General features: G+C 68.5%; 27 protein-coding genes and 1 tRNA gene. 17 read left to right on the forward strand and 11 right to left on the reverse strand.

Annotated elements, in window-relative coordinates; genetic code table 11:
• Positions 1 to 187 precede the first annotated feature (187 nt).
• On the reverse strand, positions 188 to 889 hold the full coding sequence (locus MRBLWH13_RS10375; protein WP_056312544.1) for a metal-dependent transcriptional regulator: 702 nt from the start codon (positions 887 to 889) through the stop codon (positions 188 to 190).
• A gap of 99 nt (positions 890 to 988) precedes the next feature.
• Here MRBLWH13_RS10375 and serC point away from each other — a divergent pair, with 99 nt between their 5' ends.
• Entirely contained in the window at positions 989 to 2,101 is a 1,113-nt protein-coding gene (gene serC / locus MRBLWH13_RS10380) for a phosphoserine transaminase (protein WP_341954922.1), read from the forward strand.
• A 76-nt stretch (positions 2,102 to 2,177) separates the two neighbouring features.
• Here the strand turns inward: serC and MRBLWH13_RS10385 are convergent, their stop codons facing one another.
• Together MRBLWH13_RS10385 and MRBLWH13_RS10390 are read right to left on the reverse strand one after the other, a co-directional pair.
• Positions 2,178 to 2,879 (reverse strand): DUF3027 domain-containing protein, encoded by a 702-nt coding sequence (locus tag MRBLWH13_RS10385; RefSeq protein ID WP_341954924.1) that lies wholly within the window; start codon positions 2,877 to 2,879, stop codon positions 2,178 to 2,180.
• A complete protein-coding gene (locus MRBLWH13_RS10390) occupies positions 2,863 to 3,243 on the reverse strand; it encodes a cold shock domain-containing protein (protein ID WP_056312551.1) in 381 nt (126 codons plus the stop codon). The genes MRBLWH13_RS10385 and MRBLWH13_RS10390 overlap by 17 nt, the downstream gene beginning before the upstream one ends.
• 140 nt (positions 3,244 to 3,383) lie before the next feature.
• Here MRBLWH13_RS10390 and MRBLWH13_RS10395 point away from each other — a divergent pair, with 140 nt between their 5' ends.
• From MRBLWH13_RS10395 to MRBLWH13_RS10420, 6 genes are all read left to right on the forward strand, one after another.
• The gene (locus MRBLWH13_RS10395; protein WP_341954928.1) at positions 3,384 to 3,659 is read left to right on the forward strand and encodes a multidrug ABC transporter ATPase; all 276 of its coding nucleotides are present in this window, start codon (positions 3,384 to 3,386) and stop codon (positions 3,657 to 3,659) included.
• A 10-nt stretch (positions 3,660 to 3,669) separates the two neighbouring features.
• Positions 3,670 to 5,379, forward strand: a complete 1,710-nt coding sequence (locus MRBLWH13_RS10400; protein WP_341954930.1) for a helicase-associated domain-containing protein — start codon at positions 3,670 to 3,672, stop codon at positions 5,377 to 5,379.
• 11 nt (positions 5,380 to 5,390) lie between these two features.
• The gene (locus MRBLWH13_RS10405; protein ID WP_341954932.1) at positions 5,391 to 7,031 is read left to right on the forward strand and encodes a DNA repair helicase XPB; all 1,641 of its coding nucleotides are present in this window, start codon (positions 5,391 to 5,393) and stop codon (positions 7,029 to 7,031) included.
• A 100-nt stretch (positions 7,032 to 7,131) separates the two neighbouring features.
• Positions 7,132 to 7,818 carry a response regulator transcription factor gene (locus tag MRBLWH13_RS10410; protein WP_042539813.1) on the forward strand — a complete coding sequence of 229 codons (687 nt, stop codon included), beginning with the start codon at positions 7,132 to 7,134 and terminating at the stop codon, positions 7,816 to 7,818.
• 56 nt (positions 7,819 to 7,874) lie between these two features.
• Positions 7,875 to 9,569 (forward strand): HAMP domain-containing sensor histidine kinase, encoded by a 1,695-nt coding sequence (locus MRBLWH13_RS10415; protein ID WP_341954937.1) that lies wholly within the window; start codon positions 7,875 to 7,877, stop codon positions 9,567 to 9,569.
• A 157-nt stretch (positions 9,570 to 9,726) separates the two neighbouring features.
• On the forward strand, positions 9,727 to 10,014 hold the full coding sequence (locus MRBLWH13_RS10420; protein ID WP_056312559.1) for a WXG100 family type VII secretion target: 288 nt from the start codon (positions 9,727 to 9,729) through the stop codon (positions 10,012 to 10,014).
• 75 nt (positions 10,015 to 10,089) lie between these two features.
• Here the strand turns inward: MRBLWH13_RS10420 and groL are convergent, their stop codons facing one another.
• The 4 genes from groL to MRBLWH13_RS10440 all read right to left on the reverse strand — a co-directional run bounded on the left by groL (position 10,090) and on the right by MRBLWH13_RS10440 (position 13,739).
• Positions 10,090 to 11,709, reverse strand: coding sequence for a chaperonin GroEL (gene groL / locus MRBLWH13_RS10425; protein ID WP_056513751.1), 1,620 nt, complete (start codon positions 11,707 to 11,709; stop codon positions 10,090 to 10,092).
• Between the two features lie 122 nt (positions 11,710 to 11,831).
• The gene (locus tag MRBLWH13_RS10430) at positions 11,832 to 12,410 is read right to left on the reverse strand and encodes a LytR C-terminal domain-containing protein (protein ID WP_235560776.1); all 579 of its coding nucleotides are present in this window, start codon (positions 12,408 to 12,410) and stop codon (positions 11,832 to 11,834) included.
• A 69-nt stretch (positions 12,411 to 12,479) separates the two neighbouring features.
• Positions 12,480 to 12,737, reverse strand: a complete 258-nt coding sequence (locus MRBLWH13_RS10435; protein ID WP_056513759.1) for a DUF3263 domain-containing protein — start codon at positions 12,735 to 12,737, stop codon at positions 12,480 to 12,482.
• Between the two features lie 9 nt (positions 12,738 to 12,746).
• Positions 12,747 to 13,739 carry a DUF2332 domain-containing protein gene (locus MRBLWH13_RS10440; RefSeq protein ID WP_341954940.1) on the reverse strand — a complete coding sequence of 331 codons (993 nt, stop codon included), beginning with the start codon at positions 13,737 to 13,739 and terminating at the stop codon, positions 12,747 to 12,749.
• A 69-nt stretch (positions 13,740 to 13,808) separates the two neighbouring features.
• Here MRBLWH13_RS10440 and msrB point away from each other — a divergent pair, with 69 nt between their 5' ends.
• The gene (msrB, locus tag MRBLWH13_RS10445) at positions 13,809 to 14,213 is read left to right on the forward strand and encodes a peptide-methionine (R)-S-oxide reductase MsrB (RefSeq protein WP_341954942.1); all 405 of its coding nucleotides are present in this window, start codon (positions 13,809 to 13,811) and stop codon (positions 14,211 to 14,213) included.
• Positions 14,210 to 14,758: a nitroreductase family protein gene (locus MRBLWH13_RS10450; protein WP_341954944.1), complete on the forward strand. Its 549-nt coding sequence runs from the start codon at positions 14,210 to 14,212 to the stop codon at positions 14,756 to 14,758. The genes msrB and MRBLWH13_RS10450 overlap by 4 nt, the downstream gene beginning before the upstream one ends.
• Here MRBLWH13_RS10450 and MRBLWH13_RS10455 read toward each other — a convergent pair whose 3' ends face one another.
• Entirely contained in the window at positions 14,759 to 15,700 is a 942-nt protein-coding gene (locus MRBLWH13_RS10455; RefSeq protein ID WP_341954946.1) for a DMT family transporter, read from the reverse strand. It lies immediately after the preceding gene.
• 54 nt (positions 15,701 to 15,754) lie between these two features.
• Here MRBLWH13_RS10455 and MRBLWH13_RS10460 point away from each other — a divergent pair, with 54 nt between their 5' ends.
• The 6 genes from MRBLWH13_RS10460 (at position 15,755) to MRBLWH13_RS10485 (ending at position 20,671) form a co-directional block, all read left to right on the forward strand.
• Entirely contained in the window at positions 15,755 to 16,432 is a 678-nt protein-coding gene (locus MRBLWH13_RS10460) for an SOS response-associated peptidase family protein (RefSeq protein WP_341954949.1), read from the forward strand.
• Between the two features lie 5 nt (positions 16,433 to 16,437).
• Entirely contained in the window at positions 16,438 to 16,821 is a 384-nt protein-coding gene (locus MRBLWH13_RS10465) for an MmcQ/YjbR family DNA-binding protein (RefSeq protein WP_120494072.1), read from the forward strand.
• Between the two features lie 133 nt (positions 16,822 to 16,954).
• Positions 16,955 to 17,866 (forward strand): ATP-binding cassette domain-containing protein, encoded by a 912-nt coding sequence (locus tag MRBLWH13_RS10470; protein ID WP_341954953.1) that lies wholly within the window; start codon positions 16,955 to 16,957, stop codon positions 17,864 to 17,866.
• On the forward strand, positions 17,863 to 18,672 hold the full coding sequence (locus MRBLWH13_RS10475) for an ABC transporter permease (RefSeq protein WP_341954954.1): 810 nt from the start codon (positions 17,863 to 17,865) through the stop codon (positions 18,670 to 18,672). Before MRBLWH13_RS10470 ends, MRBLWH13_RS10475 begins: the two co-directional genes overlap by 4 nt.
• A gap of 38 nt (positions 18,673 to 18,710) precedes the next feature.
• A complete protein-coding gene (locus MRBLWH13_RS10480) occupies positions 18,711 to 19,979 on the forward strand; it encodes a histidine kinase (RefSeq protein ID WP_341954956.1) in 1,269 nt (422 codons plus the stop codon).
• Entirely contained in the window at positions 19,976 to 20,671 is a 696-nt protein-coding gene (locus MRBLWH13_RS10485) for a response regulator transcription factor (RefSeq protein WP_341954958.1), read from the forward strand. Before MRBLWH13_RS10480 ends, MRBLWH13_RS10485 begins: the two co-directional genes overlap by 4 nt.
• A gap of 25 nt (positions 20,672 to 20,696) precedes the next feature.
• On the opposite strand, the gene MRBLWH13_RS10490 is transcribed toward MRBLWH13_RS10485, so the two are convergent.
• Complete coding sequence (locus tag MRBLWH13_RS10490) at positions 20,697 to 21,650, reverse strand: aldo/keto reductase (protein ID WP_341954960.1); 954 nt, start codon at positions 21,648 to 21,650, stop codon at positions 20,697 to 20,699.
• Positions 21,651 to 21,761: 111 nt separating this feature from the next.
• On the opposite strand from MRBLWH13_RS10490, the gene MRBLWH13_RS10495 reads away from it, so the two are divergent.
• Complete coding sequence (locus MRBLWH13_RS10495) at positions 21,762 to 21,968, forward strand: hypothetical protein (RefSeq protein WP_341954963.1); 207 nt, start codon at positions 21,762 to 21,764, stop codon at positions 21,966 to 21,968.
• Positions 21,969 to 22,071: 103 nt separating this feature from the next.
• Here MRBLWH13_RS10495 and MRBLWH13_RS10500 read toward each other — a convergent pair.
• Together MRBLWH13_RS10500 and MRBLWH13_RS10505 are read right to left on the reverse strand one after the other, a co-directional pair.
• Positions 22,072 to 22,147 (reverse strand) — tRNA-Thr (locus MRBLWH13_RS10500).
• A 41-nt stretch (positions 22,148 to 22,188) separates the two neighbouring features.
• On the reverse strand, positions 22,189 to 23,133 hold the full coding sequence (locus MRBLWH13_RS10505; protein ID WP_341954964.1) for a thioredoxin domain-containing protein: 945 nt from the start codon (positions 23,131 to 23,133) through the stop codon (positions 22,189 to 22,191).
• Between the two features lie 229 nt (positions 23,134 to 23,362).
• Here MRBLWH13_RS10505 and ugpC point away from each other — a divergent pair, with 229 nt between their 5' ends.
• Complete coding sequence (ugpC, locus tag MRBLWH13_RS10510; protein ID WP_053097292.1) at positions 23,363 to 24,466, forward strand: sn-glycerol-3-phosphate ABC transporter ATP-binding protein UgpC; 1,104 nt, start codon at positions 23,363 to 23,365, stop codon at positions 24,464 to 24,466.
• Positions 24,467 to 24,480: the final 14 nt, after the last annotated feature.

Here is a 24,480-nt window from a genome sequence, read left to right on the forward strand (position 1 = left end):
GATTTGACCGGGAGGGCGACGAGCCTGGAAGGCGAATCCTCTCGGGTGTCGTCAGCGGGCTTCTTCGACGACCTGTCCGAGGTTACCGGAAGATAACGATCCTGTCACCCTGTGAACCTGGCAATCCTCGGAGAGGCGGAATCACGCGGTTCTCGGGGTCGATCTCCCCATGAAGCTCGGCTCGGATTCAGGCGGGCTCGCCCACGAGGAAGATGTGCGAAGCGAGTTCTACGGGAAGTTCGAGCCCGTCTTCCTTGCCCTCCATCTGGATCAGCACGTAGCCCTCGTTGAAGCGGTAGTCGCCCTTGGCACCGGGCACCACTCCTGCGTCGCGAAGCTGTTCGAGCAGCTCCGGGTCGACCTGAGCGGGCTCGGCGAGGCGGCGGACGGTGCCCTCGATCGGAGCGCCGGCGGCATTCAGCTTCTGCACGAGACCGATGACGCCCTCGTCGAAGGTACGCGCAGGGGTGTCGCCCAGCTGGTCGAGGCCGGGGATCGGATTGCCGTACGGCGACTCGGTCGGGTGGCCCAGCAGCTCGACGAGTCGACGCTCGACCTGCTCGCTCATGACGTGCTCCCAGCGGCATGCCTCTTCGTGCACGTACGCCCAGTCGAGACCGATGACGTCGGACAGCAGGCGCTCGGCGAGTCGGTGCTTGCGCATGACGTCGACGGCCTTGCGTCGACCGGCGTCGGTCAGCTCGAGTGTGCGGTCTTCGGAGACGACGACGAGGCCGTCCCGCTCCATCCGCCCGACAGTCTGCGAGACCGTGGGACCCGAGTGGCCGAGGCGCTCGGAGATGCGTGCACGCAGCGGCACGATGTTCTCCTCCTCGAGTTCGAGGATGGTGCGGAGGTACATCTCCGTGGTGTCGATCAAGTCCGTCATGTGGCCCTCCGGGTCTTCTTAGGCAAGCCTACATTCCCGCGCGGACATCAGGGCGTCACGCGGTGAAGCGACCGGAGGGTCACGCCGTAGAATCGACGCATGGCGATCGAGATTCCCCGTGACCTCCTGCCCGCTGACGGCCGCTTCGGCTGCGGTCCCTCGAAGGTGCGCACCGAGCAGCTCGATGCGCTGCTCGCCGCAGGGCCGACTCTGCTCGGCACCTCGCACCGACAGGCTCCGGTCAAGAACCTGGTCGGCAGCGTCCGCGAGCAGCTCGCCGCCCTCTTCCGCCTTCCCGAGGGCTACGAGATCATCGTCGGCAACGGCGGATCCACGGCGTTCTGGGATGCCGCGGCATTCGGGCTGATCGAACGGCGCAGCCAGAACCTCGTGTTCGGCGAGTTCGGCGGCAAGTTCGCCGCCGCTGCCGCCGCTCCGTGGCTCGAGGCACCCGACGTGCGCAAGTCCGAGCCTGGCTCGCGCATCGCGGCCGAGATCGTCGACGGCGTCGACGTCTACGCCTGGCCGCACAACGAGACCTCCACCGGTGTCGCGGCTCCCATCGAGCGCGTCGTCGCCGATGGCGCGCTGACGGTCATCGACGCGACCAGTGCCGCAGCCGGCATCGACTTCGACGCCGCGCAGGCCGACGTCTACTACTTCGCGCCCCAGAAGAACCTCGGATCCGACGGGGGCCTCTGGTTCGCGGCCGTGTCGCCCGCCGCGATCGACCGCATCGAGCGCATCGCCGCCTCCGACCGGTACATCCCCGAGTTCCTCAGCCTGAAGAACGCCGTCGACAACTCGCGTCTCAACCAGACGCTGAACACTCCGGCCCTCACGACCCTCCACCTGCTCGACAGCCAGCTGAGCTGGATCCTGTCGAACGGCGGGCTCGCATGGGCGGGCGCTCGCACGGCGGAGTCCTCCGGCATCCTCTACGACTGGGCTGCGGCGTCCGCCGTCGCCACCCCGTTCGTGACCGATGCCGCGCACCGCTCCCCCGTGGTCGTCACGATCGATTTCGACGACAGCGTCGACGCCGCAGCCGTCGCCAAGACCCTGCGCGCCAACGGCATCGTCGACACCGAGCCCTATCGCAAGCTCGGCCGCAACCAACTGCGCGTCGCGACCTTCGTCTCGATCGAGCCCGACGACGTGCGCCAGCTGACGCGTGCGCTCGACTACGTGCTCGCGAACACCGGCTCCTGACACCGGGACGTCAACAGAAGAGGGGCCGCGTTCTCACGCGGCCCCTCTTCTGATTCCCACCTCTGTCGATCGCTGGTCATTCCTCGTCGTCGGAGTCGTCGTCGATGTCGGATTCGCCGTCCGCGTCTTCATCCTCGTCCGCGGAATCGTCGTCGAGGTCCTCGTCGTCCGCGTCGTCCGCGTCATCGACGACGGAGTCGTCGAGCTCGTCGATGTCGACTCCGTCGAGGTCGCCCGCATGCAGCACGCGCGGCTCCGCGGCGAGGTCATCCTCGTCGAGCTCGTCATCATCGTCGTCGTCATCGTCGTCATCGTCGTCGTCGTCGTCGTCGTCGTCGAGATCCTCGTCCTCTTCGAGGTCCTCGTCGAGCTCGTCGTCCTCGTCGGACTCCGCGTCGTCGGCATCGCCCACGACCGCGTCGTCAGCGGCAGCCGCGGCGGCCTGCTCGGCGAGCTCCACCTGGTGAGCGCGGTACTCGGCGAGACGCTCGGCCCACGGCACCCACTCGGGAGCGAGCAGCGCACCGTCGCCGGGAAGCAGCTCGATCTCGAGGACCGTCGGCTCCTCGTCGTCGACGCGGGCGACCGTGACGGTCCAGAACCATCCCGGGTACCCGGGGAGGCGGTTCTCGAAGCGCAGCGACACAGACCCGTCGTCCTCAGGGAGGTAGTCGGCAGCGGGGCCGACGGTCGACGCCGGAGTGATCTCGTGCAACGCGGCGAGCGCGAGATCATGGGCGTCGATCAGACGCTGATCGACTTCAGGCTTCGAGGTCATCAGCTACCTTGCGCAGTACTGCCGCGATCTTGCGACCCTGAGCGGAGGAGGGGTATCGGCCGCGACGGAGGTCGCCGCCCATGCCGTCGAGGAGCTTCACGAGGTCCTCGACGATGATCGCCATGTCGTCGGCCGGCTTGCGCTTCGCCTTCGCGAGGCTCGGGGGCGCATCGAGCACGCGCACCGAGAGTGCCTGCAGACCGCGCTTGCCGTCGGCGACACCGAACTCCACGCGTGCACCCGCCTTCACAGCGGCGCCTGCGGGCATGGCTGAGGCATGCAGGAAGACGTCCTGGCCGTCATCTGTGGCGATGAAGCCGAAACCCTTGTCTTCGTCGTAGAACCTGACCTTGCCGGTGGGCATGGGAGAAACCTCGCTGAGTCGGTGTGGAGCTGGATCGGACGCACGTCGGTGCGTCCGATCCAGCCTACCGGTCGACGCCCGAGTAATCCGTAGGTCGGCGTGCGGAACCGCGGGGCGTCGCAGCGAGTAGGCTGAGGGCGATGAGTACCAAGAGTCCCGAACCTGAGGTTCCCGTTCGCCGTATCGATCGCATTCTGGCGTTCTCGGCACTCGGACTCGCCGCGGCATCCATCATCTGCTTCTTCGCGATCATCATCGGCACCGCCGTCGGTATGGAGCAGGAGGACTTCGGTGCGGGCGTCTGGCCGTTCATCGCCGCCATCCCCTATTGGGGCCTTCCCGTGGCATTCGTGATGATCATCGCGCTCCTGATCATGAGCTTCATCCGCAAGGGGCGCGCGGCATCGCGGCCCTGAAAGATCCGGCATGAGCACGCACGCCCGACCGCTGGCCGAATGGCTGTCTGCGGCGAGCGACGAGCAGCTGTCCTCGCTCTTCTCGGCTCGGCGAGTGCGCCCGGATGCCGGGTGGCAGGATTTCTTCGACGCGGCTGAGGCACTGCTCGACCCGGGGTCTCTCGCCCGCATCCTTCCCGCTCTCACGCACGACGAGGCGACGGCGCTCGTCGCTGCCGCTGTCGAGGCCTCCGCCGAGGGGACGCCGAAGCGTGCGACCCTCGAGAGCCTCGCGCTTCTTGGGCCTGACGGCTCACCCTTCCCTCCCGTGATCGATGCTCTCGCCGACCGCGCCGTACCGACGCCGTTCGATGTCTCCCCTCCACAGGCAGCGAGCGAGGCCGACACGGCTCACGCGGCAGAGCGCGCGTTCACGACCGTGGCTGCGATCGCCGATCTGCTGCTCCTCGCACGGGAGAAGCCCTTCGCTCTGCTCACCGGGGGCACGGTCAGCGCCGGCGAGAAGCGTCTGCTGGCTGAATCCGGTATCGCGGCTGAATCCGTCGATGCCCTCATCGCCATCGCCGATGACTCCGATCTGGTCGCACCCGACGGCCGGCGCCTGCGCACGACGGGACGCGCAGAGGAGTGGTTGAGGTCGTCCGTGGCCGACCGATGGAGCACTCTGGTGACCGGGTTCCGCGACGCTCTTCCCCGCGGAGTGCGCACGGACGACGGCGGGTGGCTCCCCACGGCCGCCTGGTCGCAGGCACACCCCTGGGATCCGACCTGGGCCGAACACGGCGAGGCGCTTCTCGAGCGCGCGCGGCTGCTCGGTCTGATCACCGACGACGGCAGCGAACCCGCATGGGCCGCATCGCTGCGGCAGGGTGGGAGCATCGAGTCCGCCCCACTCACGAACCTGCTGCCGAGCGAGGTCGATCGGATCTTCCTGCAGAACGATCTGAGCGCGATCTCCCCCGGCCCGCTCGCCCCTGCACTCGACGTGCGTCTGCGCACGATCGCCGTCCGTGAATCCGCGGCGCAGGCATCCACCTACCGTTTCACTCCCGAGTCGATCGCCCATGCTCTCGTCGCCGGCGAGAGCGAAGAATCGATCCTCGAGTTCCTCGAGTCGCTGTCGCTCACCGGCATCCCGCAGCCGCTGCGGTACCTCGTCTCACAGACCTCCCAGAGACATGGCCTGGTCCGGGTGTCCACCGACTCCGAGACCGGACGCACCCGCATCGAGAGCAGCGACCCGCATCTGATCGAGGCGATGGCGGTCGACCAGGGACTGCGGTCGCTCGCGCTGACGAAGCACGTCGCCGCGCTCTCGACGAGGGTCGGACGCGACACCGTGTACTGGGCGCTGACGGATGCGCGCTATCCCGCGACGCTCGTCGCCGAGGACGGCACCGCGATCACCGGCGAGCGCAACCCGGTGGTCCGCGCCGCGCCCCAGAGCGCCGCCGATTACGCGCCTCTCATCGCCGCCCTCCGCTCGCATCAGGGCCCGGATGCGGATGCTGCGTGGCTCGATCGCGAGCTCGAAGCCGCGGTGCGGGCGAAGGCGGTGCTTCGCGTCAGCGTGGGAATGCCCGACGGATCGACGCGGGAGCTGATCCTCGAGGCGACAGGGCTCGGCGGCGGACGCCTGCGCGGACGAGATCGCGCGGCAGACGTCGAGCGCACACTTCCGGTGTCGAGCATCCGCGCCGCCACCGTGATCGCGCAGTAAACTGGACAGCTATGTCTGATGGCCCCCTGATCGTCCAGAGCGATCGCACCGTGCTGCTCGAAGTCGCCCACGCGGACGCCGAGAGCGCCCGCCACGAGTTGGCGATCTTCGCCGAGCTCGAGCGCGCGCCCGAGCACATCCACACCTACCGGATCACCCGCCTCGGCCTGTGGAACGCGCGCGCCGCCGGGCACACCGCCGAGGACATGCTCGAGACGCTCGACCGCTGGTCGCGGTTCCCCGTGCCCCCGTCGGTCGCCGTCGACCTGCGCGAGACCGTCAACCGCTACGGGCGACTCGTGATCGAGCGCGACGACGAGGGCACCCTGATCCTGCGCTCCACCGATCCGGCCGTGCTCGCCCAGGTCGCGAACAACAAGCGCATCCAGCCGCTGCTGATCGGCCACCCGGCGCCCGACACGTTCGTCGTCGACGCCTGGGCGCGCGGCCAGATCAAGCAGGAGCTGCTCAAGATCGGCTGGCCCGCCGAGGACCTCGCCGGATACACGCCGGGCACCCCTCACGAGATCGAGCTGGCCGAGGACGGGTGGGCGATCCGCCCGTACCAGCAGGATGCCGTCGACGCGTTCTCGAAGGACGGATCCGGCGTCGTGGTGCTGCCCTGCGGCGCGGGCAAGACGATCGTGGGCGCCGGCGCGATGGCGGCGACGAAGACGACCACTCTGATCCTCGTGACCAACACCGTCTCCGCACGCCAGTGGCGCGACGAGCTGCTGAAGCGCACGAGCCTCACCCCCGAGGAGATCGGCGAGTACTCCGGTCAGGCCAAGGAGGTCAAGCCGGTCACGATCGCGACCTACCAGATCCTCACGGCGAAGCGGAAGGGCGAGTACGCCCACCTGGCCCTGCTGGATGCCCTCGACTGGGGCCTCATCGTGTACGACGAGGTGCACCTGCTCCCGGCTCCCGTCTTCAAGCTGACCGCCGACCTGCAGGCGCGGCGACGGATCGGCCTCACGGCCACCCTCGTCCGCGAGGACGGCCGCGAGGGCGACGTGTTCAGCCTGATCGGCCCCAAGCGCTTCGATGCGCCCTGGAAGCAGATCGAGGCTCAGGGCTTCATCTCCCCCGCCGTCTGCTACGAGGTACGGGTCGATCTGCCGCCGGACGACCGGCTCGAGTACGCCGCGGCGACCGACGACGAGCGCTACCGTCTCGCTGCATCCGCCCCGGCGAAGATCGACGCCGTGCGCGAGCTCATCGCGAAGCACAAGGACGAGCGGATCCTCGTGATCGGACAGTACCTCGACCAGCTCGACTCGCTGTCGCAGTCGCTGAATGCGCCGCAGATCACCGGCTCCACCCCCATCGACGAGCGCGAGGAGCTGTACCGCGCCTTCCGCGAGGGAGAGATCTCGCTGCTCGTCGTGTCGAAGGTCGCGAACTTCTCGATCGATCTCCCCGAGGCATCGGTCGCGATCCAGGTATCCGGCTCGTTCGGCTCACGCCAGGAGGAGGCGCAGCGACTCGGCCGGCTCCTCCGCCCCAAGCAGTCGGGCCGCACGGCGAGCTTCTACACGCTGGTCGCGCGCGACACGATCGACCAGGACTACGCGCAGAACCGCCAGCGGTTCCTCGCCGAGCAGGGCTACAGCTACACGATCATGGATGCCGACGCGATCGCTGCCTGAGCGCTCCGCCGGGGCTTCGGCAGCCGGGTACGCGGTGGGCGAAACCGCCGCTCCGAAGGATAATCAGCATCCCCATGGCCGAAGTCACCATAATGGGGTCATGACTGATGCGCGCATCCTGGTCGTCGACGACGAACCCAACATCCGCGACCTGCTCTCCACAGGTCTCAGCTTCGCCGGGTTCCAGGTGAAGACGGTCGCCAACGGCGCCGCCACCATCTCGGCCGTGCTGGAGGAAGAACCGGACCTCATCATCCTCGATGTCATGCTCCCCGACATGAACGGCTTCAGCGTCACCAAGCGTCTGCGCGGCGCCGGGTTCACCGCTCCGATCCTGTTCCTCACGGCGAAGGACGGCACCGACGACAAGATCGAGGGTCTCAATGCGGGCGGCGACGACTACGTCACCAAGCCGTTCAGCCTCGACGAGATCGTCGCGCGCGCCCAGGCGATCCTGCGGCGCACGATGCAGGCCGACGAGGAGTCGATCATCCGGGCCGGTGAGCTGTCGATGGACCAGGACACCCACGACGTGCACGTCGGCAAGGAATCGATCGAGCTGAGCCCGACCGAGTTCAAGCTGCTGCGCTACCTGATGCTCAACCCGAACCGGGTGCTGTCCAAAGCCCAGATCCTCGACCACGTCTGGGAGTACGACTTCAACGGCGACGCCGGCATCGTCGAGAGCTACATCTCGTACCTCCGCCGCAAGATCGACCCGCACACCGAAGAGTCCGTGATCCAGACGAAGCGCGGCTTCGGCTACATGCTCAAGGTCGGCAAGTAGTCCGGCTCACCGACGTCCGCTGACGCCGCACAGCATCCGTATCCCGGGAGGTCCGCATGGCGCACAAGCCTGACGCGATCACCCGCTGGTGGCGATCGATCAGCCTGCGCGCGAAGGTGACGGGTGTCACCGTCGCCGTTCTCGCCCTCGGACTGCTGGCCGCGGGGCTCGGAACAGTACCCATCCTTCGCAACTCGCTCATCGACAACATCGACTCCCAGCTGCCCGCCCTGGTGTCGGCCGATCTCGCTGATCGGTACTTCGAGGTGACGGTCGAGGACGGCAAGACCGTCTACACTCCCACCGACTCGCCCAGAGACTTCTTCGTCGCGATCTACGACGCGGAGGGCGTGCTGCAGACGACCACGGGAAACTCCGCCAACGGGGCGCCCCTGTTCCCCTCGACCTACTCCCCGCTCGCTGTGCAGAACAACGAGGACACCCCGTTCACGCTCGAGGGCACGAAAGGCACGAGCTTCCGCGCGGCTGTGGCACGAGTACCGGGCGAGGGCGACGGATCCTTGCGGATCCAGATCGTCGCGATGCCGCTGGAATACGCCGATCGCATCATCGGCCAGTACTTCGGGATCTACATCACCGTCGCGCTCGTCACGATCCTCCTCGCGGCCCTGCTGACCCGAGGACTCGTCACCCTCACCTTCCGCAGGCTCGGACAGGTCGAATCCACCGCCATGTCGATCGCCGCCGGCGACTTCACCCAGCGTCTGACGGATCTCGAGCCCACGACCGAGGTCGGCCGACTGAACAGCGCGATCAACACAATGCTGGATCGCGTCGACGGGTCGCTCGCGCAGCGCGACCGCACCGTGCAGCACATGCGACGCTTCATCGGCGATGCCAGCCACGAGCTGCGCACACCGCTCGTCAGCGTCCGCGGCTACGCCGAGCTCTATCGGATGGGCGCGATCAAGGGCGAGGAAGACACCGCTCGAGCCATGGAGCGCATCGAGAAGGAGGCGATCCGGATGGGCGTGCTGGTCGAGGACCTCCTCGCGCTCGCCCGGCTGGACGAGGAGCGCGAGCCCGAGATCGAAGCTCTCGACCTCCGCCCGATCGCCCGTGACGCTGCCCTCGATCTGCGCGCGGCCGCACCGGCTCGCACCGTGTCCGTGATCGACCGCACCGTCGAGGCACCGCTGATCGATGTGACCACGCGCTCGAACCCTGTCACCCCGGCCCCACAGATCCCGGCACCGAGGGGACTCTCTCGCGGCACGCTCGCGCGGCTGCGCAGGCGCCCTCGCAACTCGTCGGCGGAGGTGCCCGCCATCGACTTCACCGAAGCCGCGGACATCCCGGTTCGCACCCCGCCGATCGTCCTCGGCGAAGAGAACAAGGTGCGACAGGTGGTCACGAACCTGCTCGGCAATGCTCGCCGGTTCTCCCCCGAAGAGAGTCCGATCGAGCTCATCGTCGACGCAGACCGGGTCCGAGGCACGGGGAGCATCTCGATCGTCGATCACGGCGAAGGCATCCCGCTGCAGATTCGCGAGCAGATCTTCGAGCGTTTCTGGCGAGCCGACACCTCACGCGCGCGCGAGACGGGCGGTTCCGGCCTCGGACTCGCGATCGTTTCGTCGATCGTCAGGGCGCTGCACGGCAGCGTCGCGGTGTCCGAGACGCCGGGTGGCGGCGCGACGTTCACGGTGACGTTCCCCCTCGCGCCGTCGCGCGCGACCCCGGCACACCTGCTCGAGGACACCCAGCCGCTCGAGCCTCTGGACCTCTGACCTCCGGCCTCTGGCTTCTGGCGTCCGGCTTCTGACCGCCACTGCACGAGAGCGTGCCTTCGCGGGTTCTGCACAGCGAGCGGTCGACGTACGGATGCGTCGGGATGTCAGCATCCGCCCCTCTCCTATGGTCGGAGCACCAACCGAGAGGAGTTCCATGTCCGTCATCACCGTAGACACCGAAGCCGTAGGTGCCGCTCAGGCGGCAGCGCTCGCAACCATGGGGCGCCTGCAGACCGAGTCCGCGACGCTCATGTCGCAGCTCAACCAGCTGCAGGGGTCCTGGGTCGGCACCGCATCGACCGCGTTCCAGTCCTGCGCCGAAGAGTGGCGCGGAGCGCAGCTGCATGTCGAGCAGGTGCTCGAATCGATCGGGCACTCGCTCGGGAGTGCGGCGACCCAGTATGCGGACGCCGACCAGTACTCGGCGAGCCTGTTCCGCTGAACTTGTCGTCCATTCGCCCTGAACGCAGAAACGCCCCGACCGAGAGGTCGGGGCGTTTCTGTCAGTGCTGATGGATCAGAAGTCCATGCCACCCGACGGGTCACCCATCGGAGCTGCTGCCTTCTCGGGCTTGTCAGCCACGACGACCTCGGTGGTGAGGAAGAGAGCCGCGATCGAGGCTGCGTTCTGCAGCGCCGAGCGGGTCACCTTCGCCGGGTCGATGATTCCTGCAGCGAACATGTCGACGTACTCGCCCGTTGCCGCGTTGAGGCCCTGGCCCGAGGGAAGCTCGGAGACCTTGTTCGCGACGACACCCGGCTCGAGACCGGCGTTGAGGGCGATCTGCTTGAGCGGAGCCTCGATCGCGACGCGAACGATGTTCGCACCGGTCGCCTCGTCGCCCGAGAGCGACAGAGCGTCGAGAGCCTTCGTGCCCGACTGGATCAGCGCGACGCCACCACCGGGGACGATGCCCTCCTCGACGGCCGCCTTCGCGTTGCGGACGGCGTCCTCGATGCGGTGCTTGCGCTCCTTGAGCTCGACCTCGGTCGCCGCTCCCGCCTTGATGACGGCGACGCCACCGGCGAGCTTGGCGAGACGCTCCTGGAGCTTCTCACGGTCGTAGTCGCTGTCGGTGTTCTCGATCTCACGACGGATCTGCGTGACGCGACCCTCGATCTGGTCGGCCTCACCGGCGCCCTCGACGATCGTGGTCTCGTCCTTGGTGACGATGACCTTGCGCGCACGACCCAGCAGGTCGAGCGTGGCGTTCTCGAGCTTGAGACCGACCTCTTCGGTGATGACCTGACCACCGGTGAGGATCGCGATGTCCTGCAGCTGCGCCTTGCGACGGTCTCCGAAGCCGGGGGCCTTGACGGCGACCGACTTGAAGATGCCCTTGAGCTTGTTGAGCACGAGAGTCGCGAGAGCCTCGCCCTCGACGTCCTCGGCGATGATGACGAGCTCCTTGCCGTCCTGGATCACCTTGTCGACGATGGGCAGAAGGTCCTTGATGTTCGAGATCTTCTGGTTCGCGATGAGGATGTAGGCGTCTTCGAAGACAGCCTCCTGGCGCTCCGGGTCCGTCACGAAGTACGGGTTCAGGTAGCCCTTGTCGAAGCGCATGCCCTCGGTGAGCTCGAGCTCGGTGCCGAAGGTCTGCGACTCCTCGACGGTGACGACGCCCTCCTTGCCGACCTTGTCGATCGCCTCGGCGATGAGCTCGCCGATCGCGGGGTCAGCGGCGGAGATCGATGCGGTCGCGGCGATCTGCTCCTTGGAGTCGATCTCCTTCGCGCTGGCGAGGAGCTCCTCGGTGATCGCTGCGACGGCCTTCTCGATGCCGCGCTTGAGCGAGATGGGGTCTGCGCCGGCTGCGACGTTGCGCAGGCCCTCGCGGACGAGTGCCTGAGCGAGCACCGTGGCGGTGGTGGTTCCGTCACCGGCGACGTCGTCGGTCTTCTTGGCGACCTCCTTGACGAGTTCCGCACCGATCTTCTCGTACGGGTCGTCGAGTTCGATCTCCTTGGCGATGGACACGCCGTCGTTCGTGATCGTGGGAGCGCCCCACTTCTTCTCCAGCACGACGTTGCGACCGCGCGGGCCGAGCGTCACCTTGACGGCGTCGGCGAGAATGTTGAGGCCGCGCTCGAGGCCGCGGCGGGCCTCCTCATCGAAAGCGATGATCTTTGCCATGAGTTTTGTCGTCCCTCCTGGACGTAGACGTTGGGTTTAGCACTCAGAGTAAGAGAGTGCTAACGCCATTCTGGCACTCGACCCCCTCGAGTGCAAGCTGTGCGGAGGGACTGCGCGGCGGTCTACGGGGCGGGCGTCTCCGCCGGAGTCTCCGGTGCGCTCGTCGATCGGTCGAGTCCGATGACGACCGTGAGCTGCTTCGCCCCGGTGTCGTTCAGATCGGCGTAGAAGTCGCTCTGCTCGACGGCCGCCCCGCCGATCAGATTCGCGAGTCCGATGGCCGCCAGCTCATCCTCGTCTGCGATGTAGTACACGGTCGTGGTCGAGAAGTCCTGGCTCGCGCTGTCGCTGGCGAAGACGACGTCGGCCGCCCATCCGTTGTTGATCAGGACATCGCGCATCTGCTCGTCCAGCCCCGCGTCGGGCGACGCGTTCAGGATCATCACCGAGTACGTGACGTCGACAACACCGGTCTCCACCGGCGTGGGAGTCGCGGTCGGGACGGCCTCGGGGAAGAGGCTGATCCGCCCCATCACCACCAGCGAGCCGAAGATGCCGCCGATGATCAGCACCAGTGCGGCCACGAAGGACCAGAGCAGGACGACCCAGCCGTTCATCCCGGGGGCTTCGGCGCGATGCGCTCCGACGCGTCCGGACGATCGGGGGACGTCGTCGAATCGATCTCGGCTGGGCTTTGACACTCCTCGATGCTAACGGCACCGACCCGTGTATCCGCATCGTGGCGCCTCAGCGCGTGGCGGGAAGCTCCGTCAGCCGACGAAACCGGGGGTTCGCGACGCCCTCTGGAACGATCGCGCGTCGCGGATGCGGCGGAGGCGGCGCACCAGCATGGGGTCGTACTCCAATGCCGCCTCGGACTCGAGCAGACGGCCGAGGAGCTGGTAGTAGCGGGCCGAGCTCATACCCAGTTGGGCGCGGATGGTCTCCTCTTTCGCGCCGCCGTGCCGCGGCCACGCGGTCTCCAGGGCGAGGATCGCACGATCCCGCTCGCTCAGCTCTCCCAGCATGGGATCAGACTAGATCGCCGGCGCGTCGATCCCTGCGCGCCACTCCCACCATCGGCCGAGTGGGTCCGCCGCCGCACGCACCTCCCCGTCGAGCGCCACGACGAAACCGGGCCACCCCCGGGAGGCCACCGGAGGATCCCAGACGTCGAGGAGCGCGGGAGGGTCGATGGTCACCCAGCGCGCGTCGAGCCCGCGGATGCGATCGACGAGGACCTCCCGTGCCTCCCTGGGGATGTGCACGAGCACGCCGGGAGTCGTCACGACGAGCGTGGCGTCGCGCGGCGCCTCGGCGGCGAGCGCGTCGATCCGGTCGATCGCGTCTCCGGCGACGAGGTGGGGCGGGTCGGTCGCCGCGATGTCGAGCGCCGCGGTCACCCGCCGCTCCCGCCCGTGCTCCCCCGGCCACACGAGTCCCTGCAGCCAGCGCCGATCGCGGTCGTCACGGGCGTCGAGAGGCGCGAGGTCGATGCCGGCCCGCCACACCACCTCCGGCATCCGCATGGGAGGAAGGGCCCCCTCGACACGGCTCTCGAGCATCACGGTCGACACGCCGTCGGCGGGGTCGAGCGCCGTCCGCAGCCACCCGTCGGCATCGACGACGCGGTACGAGTACCGGTCGGGGTACAGACAGAGTCCCGCGGAGGCGCCGACCTCGAGCAGCGCGATCGGGCCCTCGATCTCCGACAGCACGGGAAGCAGCGGGGCCAGGCGCAGGGGTTCGTTCGTCTGCAGCCGCCGCCCCGTGCACTCGGCGACGATCTCGTCGGCACGTGCGACGACGAACGACCGCCAGGCGCCGTATCCGACCAGACCCGCGCCCAGCATCCGGGTCACCGCGAACACGAGCGGAGGCTGCCGTCGGTTCTCCGGGATCCGGGCGAGGACCCCCTGCATCTCGGAGTCGCCCGCGACACCCTCCGCCCATTCGACATACAGGTCGCTGCGCCCTGGCGCCTCCTGCTCGGCGAAGCGCGCGTAGCGCTGCTGCACGGCATCCGTCATGCACCCATTGTCTCGTGGCGCCGAGGGGTCTCGAACGCGAGAGAATGGAGCAGACCCCCAGGAGGACCGATGTCGTACAGCGTGGACAAGACCGAAGAACAGTGGCGCGAGGAGCTCGGTGAGCAGCAGTACGCCGTGCTGCGTGAAGCCGCGACCGAGCGTGCATGGACGGGCGAGCTGCTCGACGAGGGCCGCGCAGGCCTCTACACCTGTGGCGCATGCGGCGCCGAGCTGTTCAAGAGCGGCACCAAGTTCGACTCCGGATGCGGATGGCCGAGCTTCTACGAGTCGATCCGCCCCGACGCGGTGCAGCTCATCGAGGACACGACCCTCGGCATGGTGCGCACCGAGGTGCGCTGCGCGAGCTGCGGCTCGCACCTGGGTCACGTCTTCCCCGACGGCTTCGGCACGCCCACCGGCGACCGGTACTGCATGAACTCCATTGCTCTGAACTTCACGCCCGAAGAGTCGTGAACGCTCTCGAGGCCGTCCGCGCTCGACAGTCCTGGTCGAAGGTCACCGACGAGGCGCCGTCACGCGACGAGCTGCTGAAGCTCGTCGCCGCCGCGGGACGCGTCGCCGACCACTCCTCGCTTCGTCCGTGGCGGCTCATCGAGCTGCGAGGTTCGGACCGCGAGGTGCTGGGCGCGGCGATCGCGAAGGCGGAGGGAGACGCGTCACCATCATCGAAGCCCCTCCGTGCACCTCTTCTGATCGCCGTGGTCGCCAGCTACCGCAAGAGCGACAAGGTGCCCCGGTGGGAACAGGAGGCCGTCGCCTCCGGCGTCGCGCATATGCTCAGTCTGCTTCTCGACGAGGCAGGCTGGGGCGTGCTGTGGCGTACCGGACGGTACACGCGCTCGAAGGCCGTCGCCAAGGCGCACGGAATCGGCAAGAACGAGGAGCTGCTCGGGTGGCTCTACGTCGGCGGCAAGCCGACGGGCAAGAAGCCGGGGCGGCGCAAGCCCGTCGATGCTCGCGCCCTGGTGACGCGGATGCCGCAGCCCAAGAAGAAGTAGTCAGCTCCGTCGGCGACGCGGCAGGGCGACGAGGACGGATGCCACGGCGACGACCACCATCCCGACGATCTGCCAGGGGGCAGGTCCCGCGTCCGCGGGCCACAGCATGTCGATGATCACCGACGTCGCGAGCTGCCCCAGCACCGACCCGAGCCCCATCAGCAGCACACCCGTGTGCGCCACGATGAAGGCGCCGAGCAGGATGTACGCCGAGCCGAGGAATCCGCCGAGGTAGAGCCACGGCTCGGCCGGCGGCACCTCGGGCAGGCCTCGCACCGCAATGCTGATGCCCGCCGCGACGAGCAGCGCGATCGTCCCGGCGATGAAGCTCATGAGCGTAGCCGAGAGGGGCGACTGCACCCGCTGGGCCAGGCGGCCGTTGGTCGCTGCCTGCCACGCGATGCCGACACCCGCGGCGAAAGGCAGGAGGAGCATCCACAACGGCGCCGTGGCGAGCACATCGCCGCTGAGCGAGATACCGACCGCGGCAAGCGCGAGCGCTCCGCCGAGCACGCGGCCGGGGGTCACGGCGACGACGCCGGCCGGTCCGAAGCCGATCCGATCGAGGACGAGGCCGTGCAGGGTCTGCCCCGCGACGACGCCGACCGTGAACAGCGAGACCCCGAGCACGCCGGCCGTGACGCCCTGGGTCGAGACGGTGAGGGCTCCGCACGCGCCGCCGAGGAGCATCCAGAACGGGATCGTGCGCTCGCGGATGCCGTCGCGCAGCCGCCCGACTCCGCGCCTCGCCGAGGGGATGCAGAGGACGACGGCGATCAGGGCGGCGAGCCCGACCGCGAAGGAGATGAGGCCCGCGACGATCCCGTTGTCGACCTTGACGCCGAGCACACCGTTGATACGCGCCTGGACGGCGGTCATGACGCCGATCGCCACCGCTCCTCCGAGCGCGACGGGCGGCGAGAGTCGGCGGGTCTGGGACACCTGTCGACCCTAGCCGAGCGGGCGGATGTCGGCGGCCGGGCGTACCCTGGCGGCATGTGCGCGAGTTATGGTCTGGATCCGCGGTTCACCGACACCGAGCTCCTCGCTGCGGCCGACGAGGCGGTGCTCGAGGGGCTCCGGGGGTGGGCGCAGGAGAACGCCCGCGAGACCGTGCGTCCGACCGGCAAGAACCTCCGCAACCTCAATCCGATCGTGGTGCAGCCCGAGACCTCTCCGACACTCGAGTCGGTGTCGGGGCCCGTGTGGGAGTCCGCGTGGTGGGGATTCCTGATCGGCGGAGAGCCCTCGAAGTTCCCGTCGATCAACACCCGGTCCGAGCGCCTGCAGGACAGGCCCGGCGGGTTGAAGACCAGGGCGCTCGTCCCCGCGACCAGCTGGTATGAGATGAAGAAGCCCGAGCGCGTGTGGCACGAGTTCCTCGTCGACGACGGAGCGCTCTTCGGCATGGCAGCCGTCACCCAACGCGGGCGCACAGCCGACGGCGAGTCCTTCACCTGCTATTCGATCGTGATGCGCCCGGCCCCTCCGCACCTCGCCGGCATCCACGATCGGATGCCGCTGCTGATCCCTGCCTCGCTGAGCGAGGACTGGCTCACCGCCGAGCCGACGAAGGAGATCATCGATGAGGCGCTGCTCGCCGCGATGACGCTCGACGAGCGCGTGCAGGCCGTCCCCCGTACGGATGACAAGGGCGCCGATCGGCTGTTCTGATCACCATGGATTCGACACAGCTGAACGCTGCCGCCACAGAGCGCGCCGAAGAGCTGCCCGGCGCAGAGCGGGAGAACCCTTTCGGGCCCGAGTGGGACGTGTACAAGGTGCGAGGGCGGGTGTTCCTGTTGGTCCCCCTCGACGGCACCGGCAGGATCACGCTCAAGTCGCACCCTGACGACGCCGTGGCGCTGCGCGAGACGTTCGCCGACATCGTGCCCGGCTATCACATGAACAAGAAGCACTGGATCACGCTGATGCCCGGGCCCTCTCTGGAAGAAGACCTCGTGACCGAGCTCGTCACCGAGTCGTACCGGCTGGTCGTCGAGAAGCTCCCGAAGGCGCAGCGCCCGGTCGATCCGAATCTGTTCGGACGCCCGGCTCCGTAGGACGTCACCGGGATCTGCCGCCCGCCGGCGCCACGGGACACTGTGCATCCGTCTCGAGGATGACCCCCGGCATCGGCGGAACGGTACCCCGGGAGGACGTGCGGGCCCGGGCGACGTCTGTAGCGTCGAAGACATGATCACAGCAGAAGGCCTCACGAAGAGATTCGGAGACAAGACAGCCGTCCAGGACGTGTCGTTCACGGTCAAGCCCGGCACCGTCACGGGATTCCTCGGGCCGAACGGCGCGGGCAAGTCCACGACGATGCGCATGATCGTCGGCCTCGACCGGCCCACCTCCGGCACGGCGACCGTCGGCGGGCGGGAGTACCGGAAGCTCCGCGCACCGCTCACCGAAGTCGGCGTGCTGCTCGACGCGAAGGCGGTGCACACCGGCCGCACCGCGCGAAATCACCTGCGTGCGATGGCGGCGACCCACGGCATCGCCGCCTCCCGCGTCGACGAGGTCATCGACCTCGCCGGCATCGGCCCCGTCGCCCGCAAGCGCGCGGGCAAGTTCTCGCTCGGCATGGGACAACGACTCGGAATCGCCTCCGCTCTGCTCGGCGACCCGCACACCCTGATCCTCGATGAGCCGGTGAACGGACTCGACCCCGAGGGAGTGCGCTGGGTACGCCAGTTCGTGCGCCACGCGGCATCCGAGGGGCGGACGGTTCTGCTGTCCAGCCACCTGATGAGCGAGATGGCGCAGACCGCCGACCACGTGATCGTGATGGGCCGCGGCCAGGTGCTCGCCGATGCTCCGCTGCAGGAGCTGGTGCGCGCATGGACCACCAATACCGTGCGCGTGCGCACCCCTCGTGCCGCCGATCTGGCGGCTGCCGTCGGAGGACCGTCTGTCGAGATCGTGAGCTCCGCGCCCGATCTTCTGGACATCGTCGGTCTGCCCGCGTCGCGCATCGGCGACCTCGCCGCGGATCGCGGCATCCCTCTGCACGAACTCACCCCGACCACAGGATCGCTCGAAGACGCGTACCTCGCGCTCACCGGCGACTCGGTCGAGTACCGGACGAAGGAGATCTCATGACCGTCCAGGCTCCTCCCCTCACCCGCGCGCAGGTCGACACCGGCCGACGCCTCACGTTCGTCCGGGCGGTCCGCGGCGAGTGGATCAAGCTCTCGACATTGCGCTCGACCTGGTGGTCGATCGGCATCGCCGCGATCCTCACCATCGGCATCGCCGTGCTCATCGCACAGGCGGTCGACGTGCCGGGCTTCGAGCCCATCCAGGCCGTCGTGATGCCGATCCAGTTCACGATGCTGCTCGCCGGCATCCTCGGCGCGATCTCAGTGACCGGCGAGTACTCGACCGGGATGATCCGTTCGACGCTGGCGGCCAACCCGAAGCGCGGATCCGTGCTCGCCGCCAAGGCGACCGTGATCGGCCTCTTCCTGTTCGTGTCGTCGCTCGTGATCTTCACCGCCGCGGCTGTCGCGGTCTCCGCGATCGTCGCCCCGCGCGATCAGAGCATCGACTGGAGCGACCCGTCGATGTCGATCCTCCCGATCGTCGTGTCATCCCTCGCCATGGCGGTGTTCGCCCTGATCGGCGTCGCGTTCGGCTTCATCCTGCGCTCGGGTGCCGGAGCGATCGCCGCGACGGTGGGACTCCTGTTCGTGCTGCCGATCGTAGCGAGCTTCTTCGCGATCGCCGGCGAGGGCTGGGCCTGGGTGATGGATGCCGCGAACTACCTGCCCGTGGCCGCAGCGCAGAGCGCGATCCTGCCCGAAGGCGCTGCTCTCGAGGGCCCGGTCGCGTACGTGACGCTGGCCGGCTGGGTCGCCGCGGGGATGCTCGCCGCGTGGGCCGTGCTCCGCACGCGCGACGCGTGACCATGACGATCCGCGATGCAGCCGCGTAGAGTCGGCCGGTGAGCAGAACGCGCAGCCGCAGCACCTCGGTCCGGGAGGACGAGGCGCTGCGGCTGCCGCGTCCGCCCGGGGTGCTGAGACGCTTCTGGGCACGGCATCCGGTGGTCGCCGACGTCCTGATCGCACTGGTGTGCCTGCTGCTCTCGCTGGTACCCGCCGGCGTCATCACGAACGATCTGCCGATGCCACTCGCGATCGGGGTGGCCGTCCTGGTTCCCGCATCGGTCGTCGCCGCCTGCGCGACGCTGCTGTGGCGGCGCCGGCGCCCGCTCGTACCGTTCGTCGCCTCCTTCGCGCTCGAGGCCGGATTCCTCTTCGCACTGCAGCCGATCGGGTCGCCGCTTCTGCTGGTCACCTGCTACTCGCTCGCCGTGTACCGCTCGTCGCGGGCCGCATGGACGGGTTTCGGCATCGGACTGGCCTCCCTCGCAGCCTTCGGCGGGCTGCTCACGCTCTCGGGCGTCATCACGCTGCAGATCGCCGCGAACGCCGTGATCATGTCGCTCGTGCTCGGGTTGATCGGCACGCTCATCGGCGTCAACGTGGGAGGCCGCAAGCGCTATCTCGACGCCGTGATCGACCGGTCCCGGCAGCTGCTCGTCGAGCGCGACCAGCAGGCGCAGCTCGCGGCCGCCGGCGAGCGCGCACGCATCGCCCGCGAGATGCACGACATCGTCTCGCACTCGCTGACGGTGATCGTCGCACTCTCCGAGGGCGGCGCCGCCACATCCGACCCCGAGCAGGCGCGTGCAGCGGCCACGGCTTCGGCAGAGACGGCCCGCAGCGCCCTCACCGAGATGCGCGCCATGCTCGGCGTCCTGCGAGCCGACGACTCCCCGCTGCCGCTGGCGCCCCTCGCGCCGACGCCTCCGCAGGAGACCGTCGCACACGCGCAGCGCGCAGGTTACCCCGTGACGCTCTCGGTCTCCGGTGGCGCCGACCTCTCCCCCGCCGTCGCCCACGCGGTCGGGCGCATCGTGCAGGAGGGCGTCACCAACGCGATGCGGCACGCACCGGGTGCGACGTCGATCGCCGTCCGACTGGTCTACACGGCGGATGCAGTGACGGCCGAGATCGTCAACGACGGCGCCTCTGGCCCGGTCGGCACGTCGGGATTCGGACTGCGCGGTCTTGCCGAGCGCGCCGCGCACGCCGGCGGAACCGTCGTCTCCGAACCGCTCGAGGGCGGCAGATGGATGCTGCGCGCCGAGCTCCCGACGCCCGATCCGAGCGAACTCACCACCCCCGACCTGGAGGACAGACCATGACCGACTCGATCTCGATCCTGCTCGTCGACGACCAGCAGCTCATCCGACTCGGGTTCCGGATGGTGCTCGAAGCCGAGGCCGACATGGTGGTGGTCGGCGAGGCGGAGGACGGCCACGCGGCCATCGCTCAGGCTGCGGCGCTGCAGCCCGATCTCGTGCTGATGGACATCCGGATGCCCGGGCTCGACGGCATCGCCGCGACCGAGGCGATCGTCCGCGCGCACCCCGAGACGCGTGTGCTCGTGCTGACCACGTTCGATCTCGACGAGTACGCGTTCGGCGCGATCCGCGCGGGTGCCAGCGGTTTCCTGCTGAAGGACGCGCAGCGGCACGAGATGATCTCGGCCATCCGCGCCATCCACCGAGGAGACGCGGCGCTCGCGCCGAGGGTCACCCGGATGCTGCTGGAACATGTGACGCCGGGATTGGGCGCTTCTCCCGTGCAGCCGACCGTCCCGATCGACGATCCGACGACCGACCTCACCGATCGGGAACGGGACGTGTTCCTCGAGATCGCGCGCGGGCTGACCAATGCCGAGATCGCGCAGGCTCTGTTCGTCAGCGAGTCGACGGTGAAGACGCACGTGGGTCGCGTGCTCGCGAAGCTCGGCGCTCGCGACCGCATCCATCTGGTCATCCTGGCCCACCGGCTCGGGCTCATCGACGACGACGCCCTGCCCTCCGACTCGTAGGCCGGCGGGCAGGGCTCGAGTACCGTCAGGCCTTCGCCGGAGCCCACTCCGACACACGGTCGAGCGCGTCGACCTCGTCGGTGGTCAGCTCGAGACGAGCACCGGCGAGGAGATCCGGCACCTGCTCGACGGTGCGGGCGCTGGCAATAGGCGCCGCCACGGTCGGCTGGGCGCGCAGCCATGCGAGCGAGGTAGCGGCGATCGAGGCGCCGTGCGCGTCACCGATCTGCTCGAGGGTGTCGATGATGCGCAGTCCCGCTTCGGTGGCATACTTCGCTGCCCCCGAGGCACGGGGCGACGTCTGCCCCTCGGTGTCGGCGGAGCGGTACTTTCCGGTCAGGAATCCGCTTGCGAGCGAGTAGTACGGCACGAGTCCGAGACCGAACTCCTCTGCCACCGGGATGATCGTCTCCTCGACGTCGTTGCGGTGCACGAGGTTGTAGTGCGGCTGCACGGCGACGGGCAGGGCGACGCCGATGCGGCGGGCGATCTCGACCCATTCGCGGATGCGGTCGGCACTGTAGTTCGAGACGGCGACGTTGCGCACCAGGCCGTCGGCGACGAGCTGGCCGAAGGCCCCGACGGTCTCTTCCAGCGGCACGGTCTCGTCATCGAAGTGCGCGTAGTAGAGGTCGATCGTGTCGACTCCGAGGCGGCCCAACGACGCTTCGGCGGCCGCGCGGACGTTCGCGGCCGCGAGTCCCGTGAACTCCGGATGCTGGCTCACCTTGGTGGCGACGACCACGCCCTGGGGCTTGCGCGAGGCGAGCCACTCTCCGATGATCGTCTCGCTCTCGCCGCCCGAGTTGCCCGGCACCCACGCGCTGTACGCGTCGGCGGTGTCGATGAAGTCACCTCCCCCGTCGACGAACGCGTCGAGCACGGCGAACGATGCGTCGCGGTCGGCCGTCCAGCCGAACACGTTGCCACCGAGCGAGAGGGGGAAGACGTCAAGGTCGCTGTTTCCGATACGAGTCATACTCGTGACAACCCGCGACCCCCGCGCACTATTTCGCGTATGACGATGTGTGTCATGCGAGGAACCGCTGACCGGCGAACTCCTGCATCCCAGTCGCGTATCGTTGGCCCGATGAACCCCAGGCGCGAACCTCGAGGCGGCATGGCGTCCCTGCCGCTGATGCTCGGCCTCCCCGTCGGCGCAGTCGTCGGGCTCGGCATCGGGACTGCCGCGGGCGACCCCGGGATCGGCGCCGCGATCGGTGCTCCCGCCGGTCTCATGATCGGGCTCGTCTGGACCGTCGTCTGGGAGCAGATGCGGCGCAGCGAGAACGACTAGGTCGCCTCTCCGCTCCTTCGCGGTCTCGAGCGGGAGCTTCTCCGCCCGGACAGAGCGAAGGTCCGTATCCCTGGAGCCCTCCAGGGATACGGACCTTCGTGTGTGGTGCCGACTACAGGACTCGAACCTGCAACCCCCGTATTACAAGTACGGTGCGCTACCAATTGCGCCAAGTCGGCGGACGCCACCCAGCTTAGCGAGGGGCGGCCCGTGCCGAGAACTACGGCGCGGTGGTCGGGGTGGGAGTCGGACTGGGCGACTCGGTGGCGTAGTACGCGTCGCTCGCGACGGTCAGCACGAACTGGGAGAACTCGCTCGGGTCGTCGAGTGCACCGACGTAGGCCTCGCCGTTGACGACGATCATGGGCGCTGCGGTCAGAACGAGATCGTCCGAGCCGACGAGCGGGCCCTCGAGGGCGCGCGAGGTGGCATCCTTCGCCCACGTCACGTAGTCCTGATCCTCGATGCAGGATCGCACGCTCTTGACGTTGTCCGAGCCGACGGCGCCGGCGATGTCGGCGAGCTGCGCGTCGGAGAAGCCGTCGGTGTTCACCTCGGGCTGATCGTCGAGCAGATCGTGGTTGAAGGCGTAGAACTGCGCCGGTGAATGCGTCGCGACGCACGCGGCGGCCGCGGCGGAGCGCAGAGAGTACTTGGTGCCGTTCGAGCTGGCGGTGAGCAGTGCGACCGGGTGGTACGTCACGGTGGCTGCGCCCTCGGTGATCCAGTTCACGAGCTGGCGGGCGTTCGCGCGCTCGAACTCACCGGCGTCCGGCGACAGGTAGTCGACGTAGATGTGGATGTCGACCGTGCTCGACGTGGTGGGCGCCGGGGTCGGCGTCGCCTCGCCTCCGGCCTCCGTATCGTCGGGGCTCGGCGCTGCCACGCCCTCATCGGACGCAGCAGTGGCGCTGATGTCGGAGACGAGGATGCCGTCATCGTCCATGCCGCCGGGAGTGAGCTGCGGCTTCGACACCTGCGCCGAGACGGCGAGAGTGATGGCCGTGCCGATGGCGCCCACCGCGACCACGGCGATGGCACCGAGGATGATCCGTCGCATCACGCGCGCCCTCGACTGCTGGGCATGCACCTTCTGTGCCTTCTCCCGCACCACCTCACGCGAATTGCGAGGGGTGGGGACGTTCGGCGTCTCGTCGCTCGACATCGTTCCTCTAGACAGTCTCAGGGGGGCAGGGTGGCCCCGGACGCCACTCGGGTGGCGAACGCCACGTTAAGCGGCCGAGAACGATGTTAACGAGCCAGGCTGAGAAATACCCAGATAGACGGGTTTCTGCCATACTGATCCCGACCCGATGAGGGGTCACGGCGGATCGCTCCGCCGCTCTATCACTACGGATCGTCCGGCACGTACCTGCCGGTGAAGGAGAAACACAATGGCATCTGTGACTTTCGACGAGGCCACCCGCCTCTACCCCGGCGGAACCCGCCCGGCTGTCGACAAGCTCAACCTCGAGGTCGCCGATGGCGAATTCCTCGTTCTCGTCGGCCCTTCCGGCTGCGGAAAGTCCACCTCGCTGCGTATGCTCGCCGGCCTCGAAGAGGTCAACGCGGGCCGCATCCTCATCGGTGACCGCGACGTCACCGACGTGCCGCCGAAGGACCGCGACATCGCGATGGTGTTCCAGAACTACGCGCTGTACCCGCACATGACGGTCGCCGAGAACATGGGCTTCGCGCTCAAGATCGCCGGCGTCGGCAAGGAAGAGCGCGCCAGCCGCGTTCTCGAGGCCGCCAAGCTGCTCGACCTCGAGGAGTACCTGACCCGCAAGCCGAAGGCGCTCTCGGGCGGTCAGCGTCAGCGTGTCGCGATGGGCCGCGCGATCGTCCGTCAGCCCCAGGTCTTCCTCATGGACGAGCCGCTGTCGAACCTCGACGCCAAGCTCCGCGTCCAGACGCGTACGCAGATCGCATCGCTGCAGCGTCGCCTGGGCGTCACCACGGTCTACGTCACGCACGACCAGACCGAGGCCCTCACCATGGGCGACCGCATCGCCGTCCTCAAGGACGGCCTGCTCCAGCAGGTCGGCTCGCCGCGCGACCTGTACGAGAAGCCCGAGAACGTGTTCGTCGCCGGCTTCATCGGCTCCCCCGCCATGAACCTGTTCAGCGCGGACCTGGCTGACGGCGGCGTGCGCTTCGGCACCGAGGTCGTCCCGCTCGACCGCGACACCGTCGGCCGCGCCAACGGCTCGCAGGTCACCGTGGGTGTGCGCCCCGAGGACATCACCGTCGGCCCCGCCGACGGCAAGGGCCTGTCGGTCGTCGTCGACCTCGTCGAGGAGCTCGGCGCCGACGGCTACCTCTACGGTCACACCGAGATCAACGGCAAGCGCGCCGACCTGGTCGCACGTGTCGACGGTCGCAGCCACCCCAACGCGGGCGAGACCGTCACGCTGGCTGCGAACGCGGGCCACGTGCACGCGTTCGACATCGAGTCGGGTGTGCGCCTGAACGACAAGCCGATCGTCTCCGCCTGATCGGATCCACAGAC

The organism is Microbacterium sp. LWH13-1.2 (assembly GCF_038397735.1).
Taxonomy (GTDB): Bacteria; Actinomycetota; Actinomycetes; order Actinomycetales; family Microbacteriaceae; genus Microbacterium.

Coding starts and splice junctions, on each gene's coding strand:
- MRBLWH13_RS10405 (WP_341954932.1), top strand. CDS start 5,391: ATGTCTGATGGCCCCCTGATCGTCCAGAGCGATCGCACCGTGCTGCTC.
- MRBLWH13_RS10375 (WP_056312544.1), bottom strand. CDS start 889: ATGACGGACTTGATCGACACCACGGAGATGTACCTCCGCACCATCCTC.
- MRBLWH13_RS10385 (WP_341954924.1), bottom strand. CDS start 2,879: ATGACCTCGAAGCCTGAAGTCGATCAGCGTCTGATCGACGCCCATGAT.
- MRBLWH13_RS10485 (WP_341954958.1), top strand. CDS start 19,976: ATGACCGACTCGATCTCGATCCTGCTCGTCGACGACCAGCAGCTCATC.
- MRBLWH13_RS10470 (WP_341954953.1), top strand. CDS start 16,955: ATGATCACAGCAGAAGGCCTCACGAAGAGATTCGGAGACAAGACAGCC.
- ugpC (WP_053097292.1), top strand. CDS start 23,363: ATGGCATCTGTGACTTTCGACGAGGCCACCCGCCTCTACCCCGGCGGA.
- serC (WP_341954922.1), top strand. CDS start 989: ATGGCGATCGAGATTCCCCGTGACCTCCTGCCCGCTGACGGCCGCTTC.
- MRBLWH13_RS10420 (WP_056312559.1), top strand. CDS start 9,727: ATGTCCGTCATCACCGTAGACACCGAAGCCGTAGGTGCCGCTCAGGCG.
- MRBLWH13_RS10475 (WP_341954954.1), top strand. CDS start 17,863: ATGACCGTCCAGGCTCCTCCCCTCACCCGCGCGCAGGTCGACACCGGC.
- MRBLWH13_RS10395 (WP_341954928.1), top strand. CDS start 3,384: ATGAGTACCAAGAGTCCCGAACCTGAGGTTCCCGTTCGCCGTATCGAT.
- MRBLWH13_RS10490 (WP_341954960.1), bottom strand. CDS start 21,650: ATGACTCGTATCGGAAACAGCGACCTTGACGTCTTCCCCCTCTCGCTC.
- MRBLWH13_RS10465 (WP_120494072.1), top strand. CDS start 16,438: ATGGATTCGACACAGCTGAACGCTGCCGCCACAGAGCGCGCCGAAGAG.
- MRBLWH13_RS10410 (WP_042539813.1), top strand. CDS start 7,132: ATGACTGATGCGCGCATCCTGGTCGTCGACGACGAACCCAACATCCGC.
- msrB (WP_341954942.1), top strand. CDS start 13,809: ATGTCGTACAGCGTGGACAAGACCGAAGAACAGTGGCGCGAGGAGCTC.
- MRBLWH13_RS10435 (WP_056513759.1), bottom strand. CDS start 12,737: ATGCTGGGAGAGCTGAGCGAGCGGGATCGTGCGATCCTCGCCCTGGAG.
- MRBLWH13_RS10390 (WP_056312551.1), bottom strand. CDS start 3,243: ATGCCCACCGGCAAGGTCAGGTTCTACGACGAAGACAAGGGTTTCGGC.
- MRBLWH13_RS10415 (WP_341954937.1), top strand. CDS start 7,875: ATGGCGCACAAGCCTGACGCGATCACCCGCTGGTGGCGATCGATCAGC.
- MRBLWH13_RS10400 (WP_341954930.1), top strand. CDS start 3,670: ATGAGCACGCACGCCCGACCGCTGGCCGAATGGCTGTCTGCGGCGAGC.
- MRBLWH13_RS10495 (WP_341954963.1), top strand. CDS start 21,762: ATGAACCCCAGGCGCGAACCTCGAGGCGGCATGGCGTCCCTGCCGCTG.
- MRBLWH13_RS10505 (WP_341954964.1), bottom strand. CDS start 23,133: ATGTCGAGCGACGAGACGCCGAACGTCCCCACCCCTCGCAATTCGCGT.
- MRBLWH13_RS10440 (WP_341954940.1), bottom strand. CDS start 13,739: ATGACGGATGCCGTGCAGCAGCGCTACGCGCGCTTCGCCGAGCAGGAG.
- MRBLWH13_RS10460 (WP_341954949.1), top strand. CDS start 15,755: ATGTGCGCGAGTTATGGTCTGGATCCGCGGTTCACCGACACCGAGCTC.
- groL (WP_056513751.1), bottom strand. CDS start 11,709: ATGGCAAAGATCATCGCTTTCGATGAGGAGGCCCGCCGCGGCCTCGAG.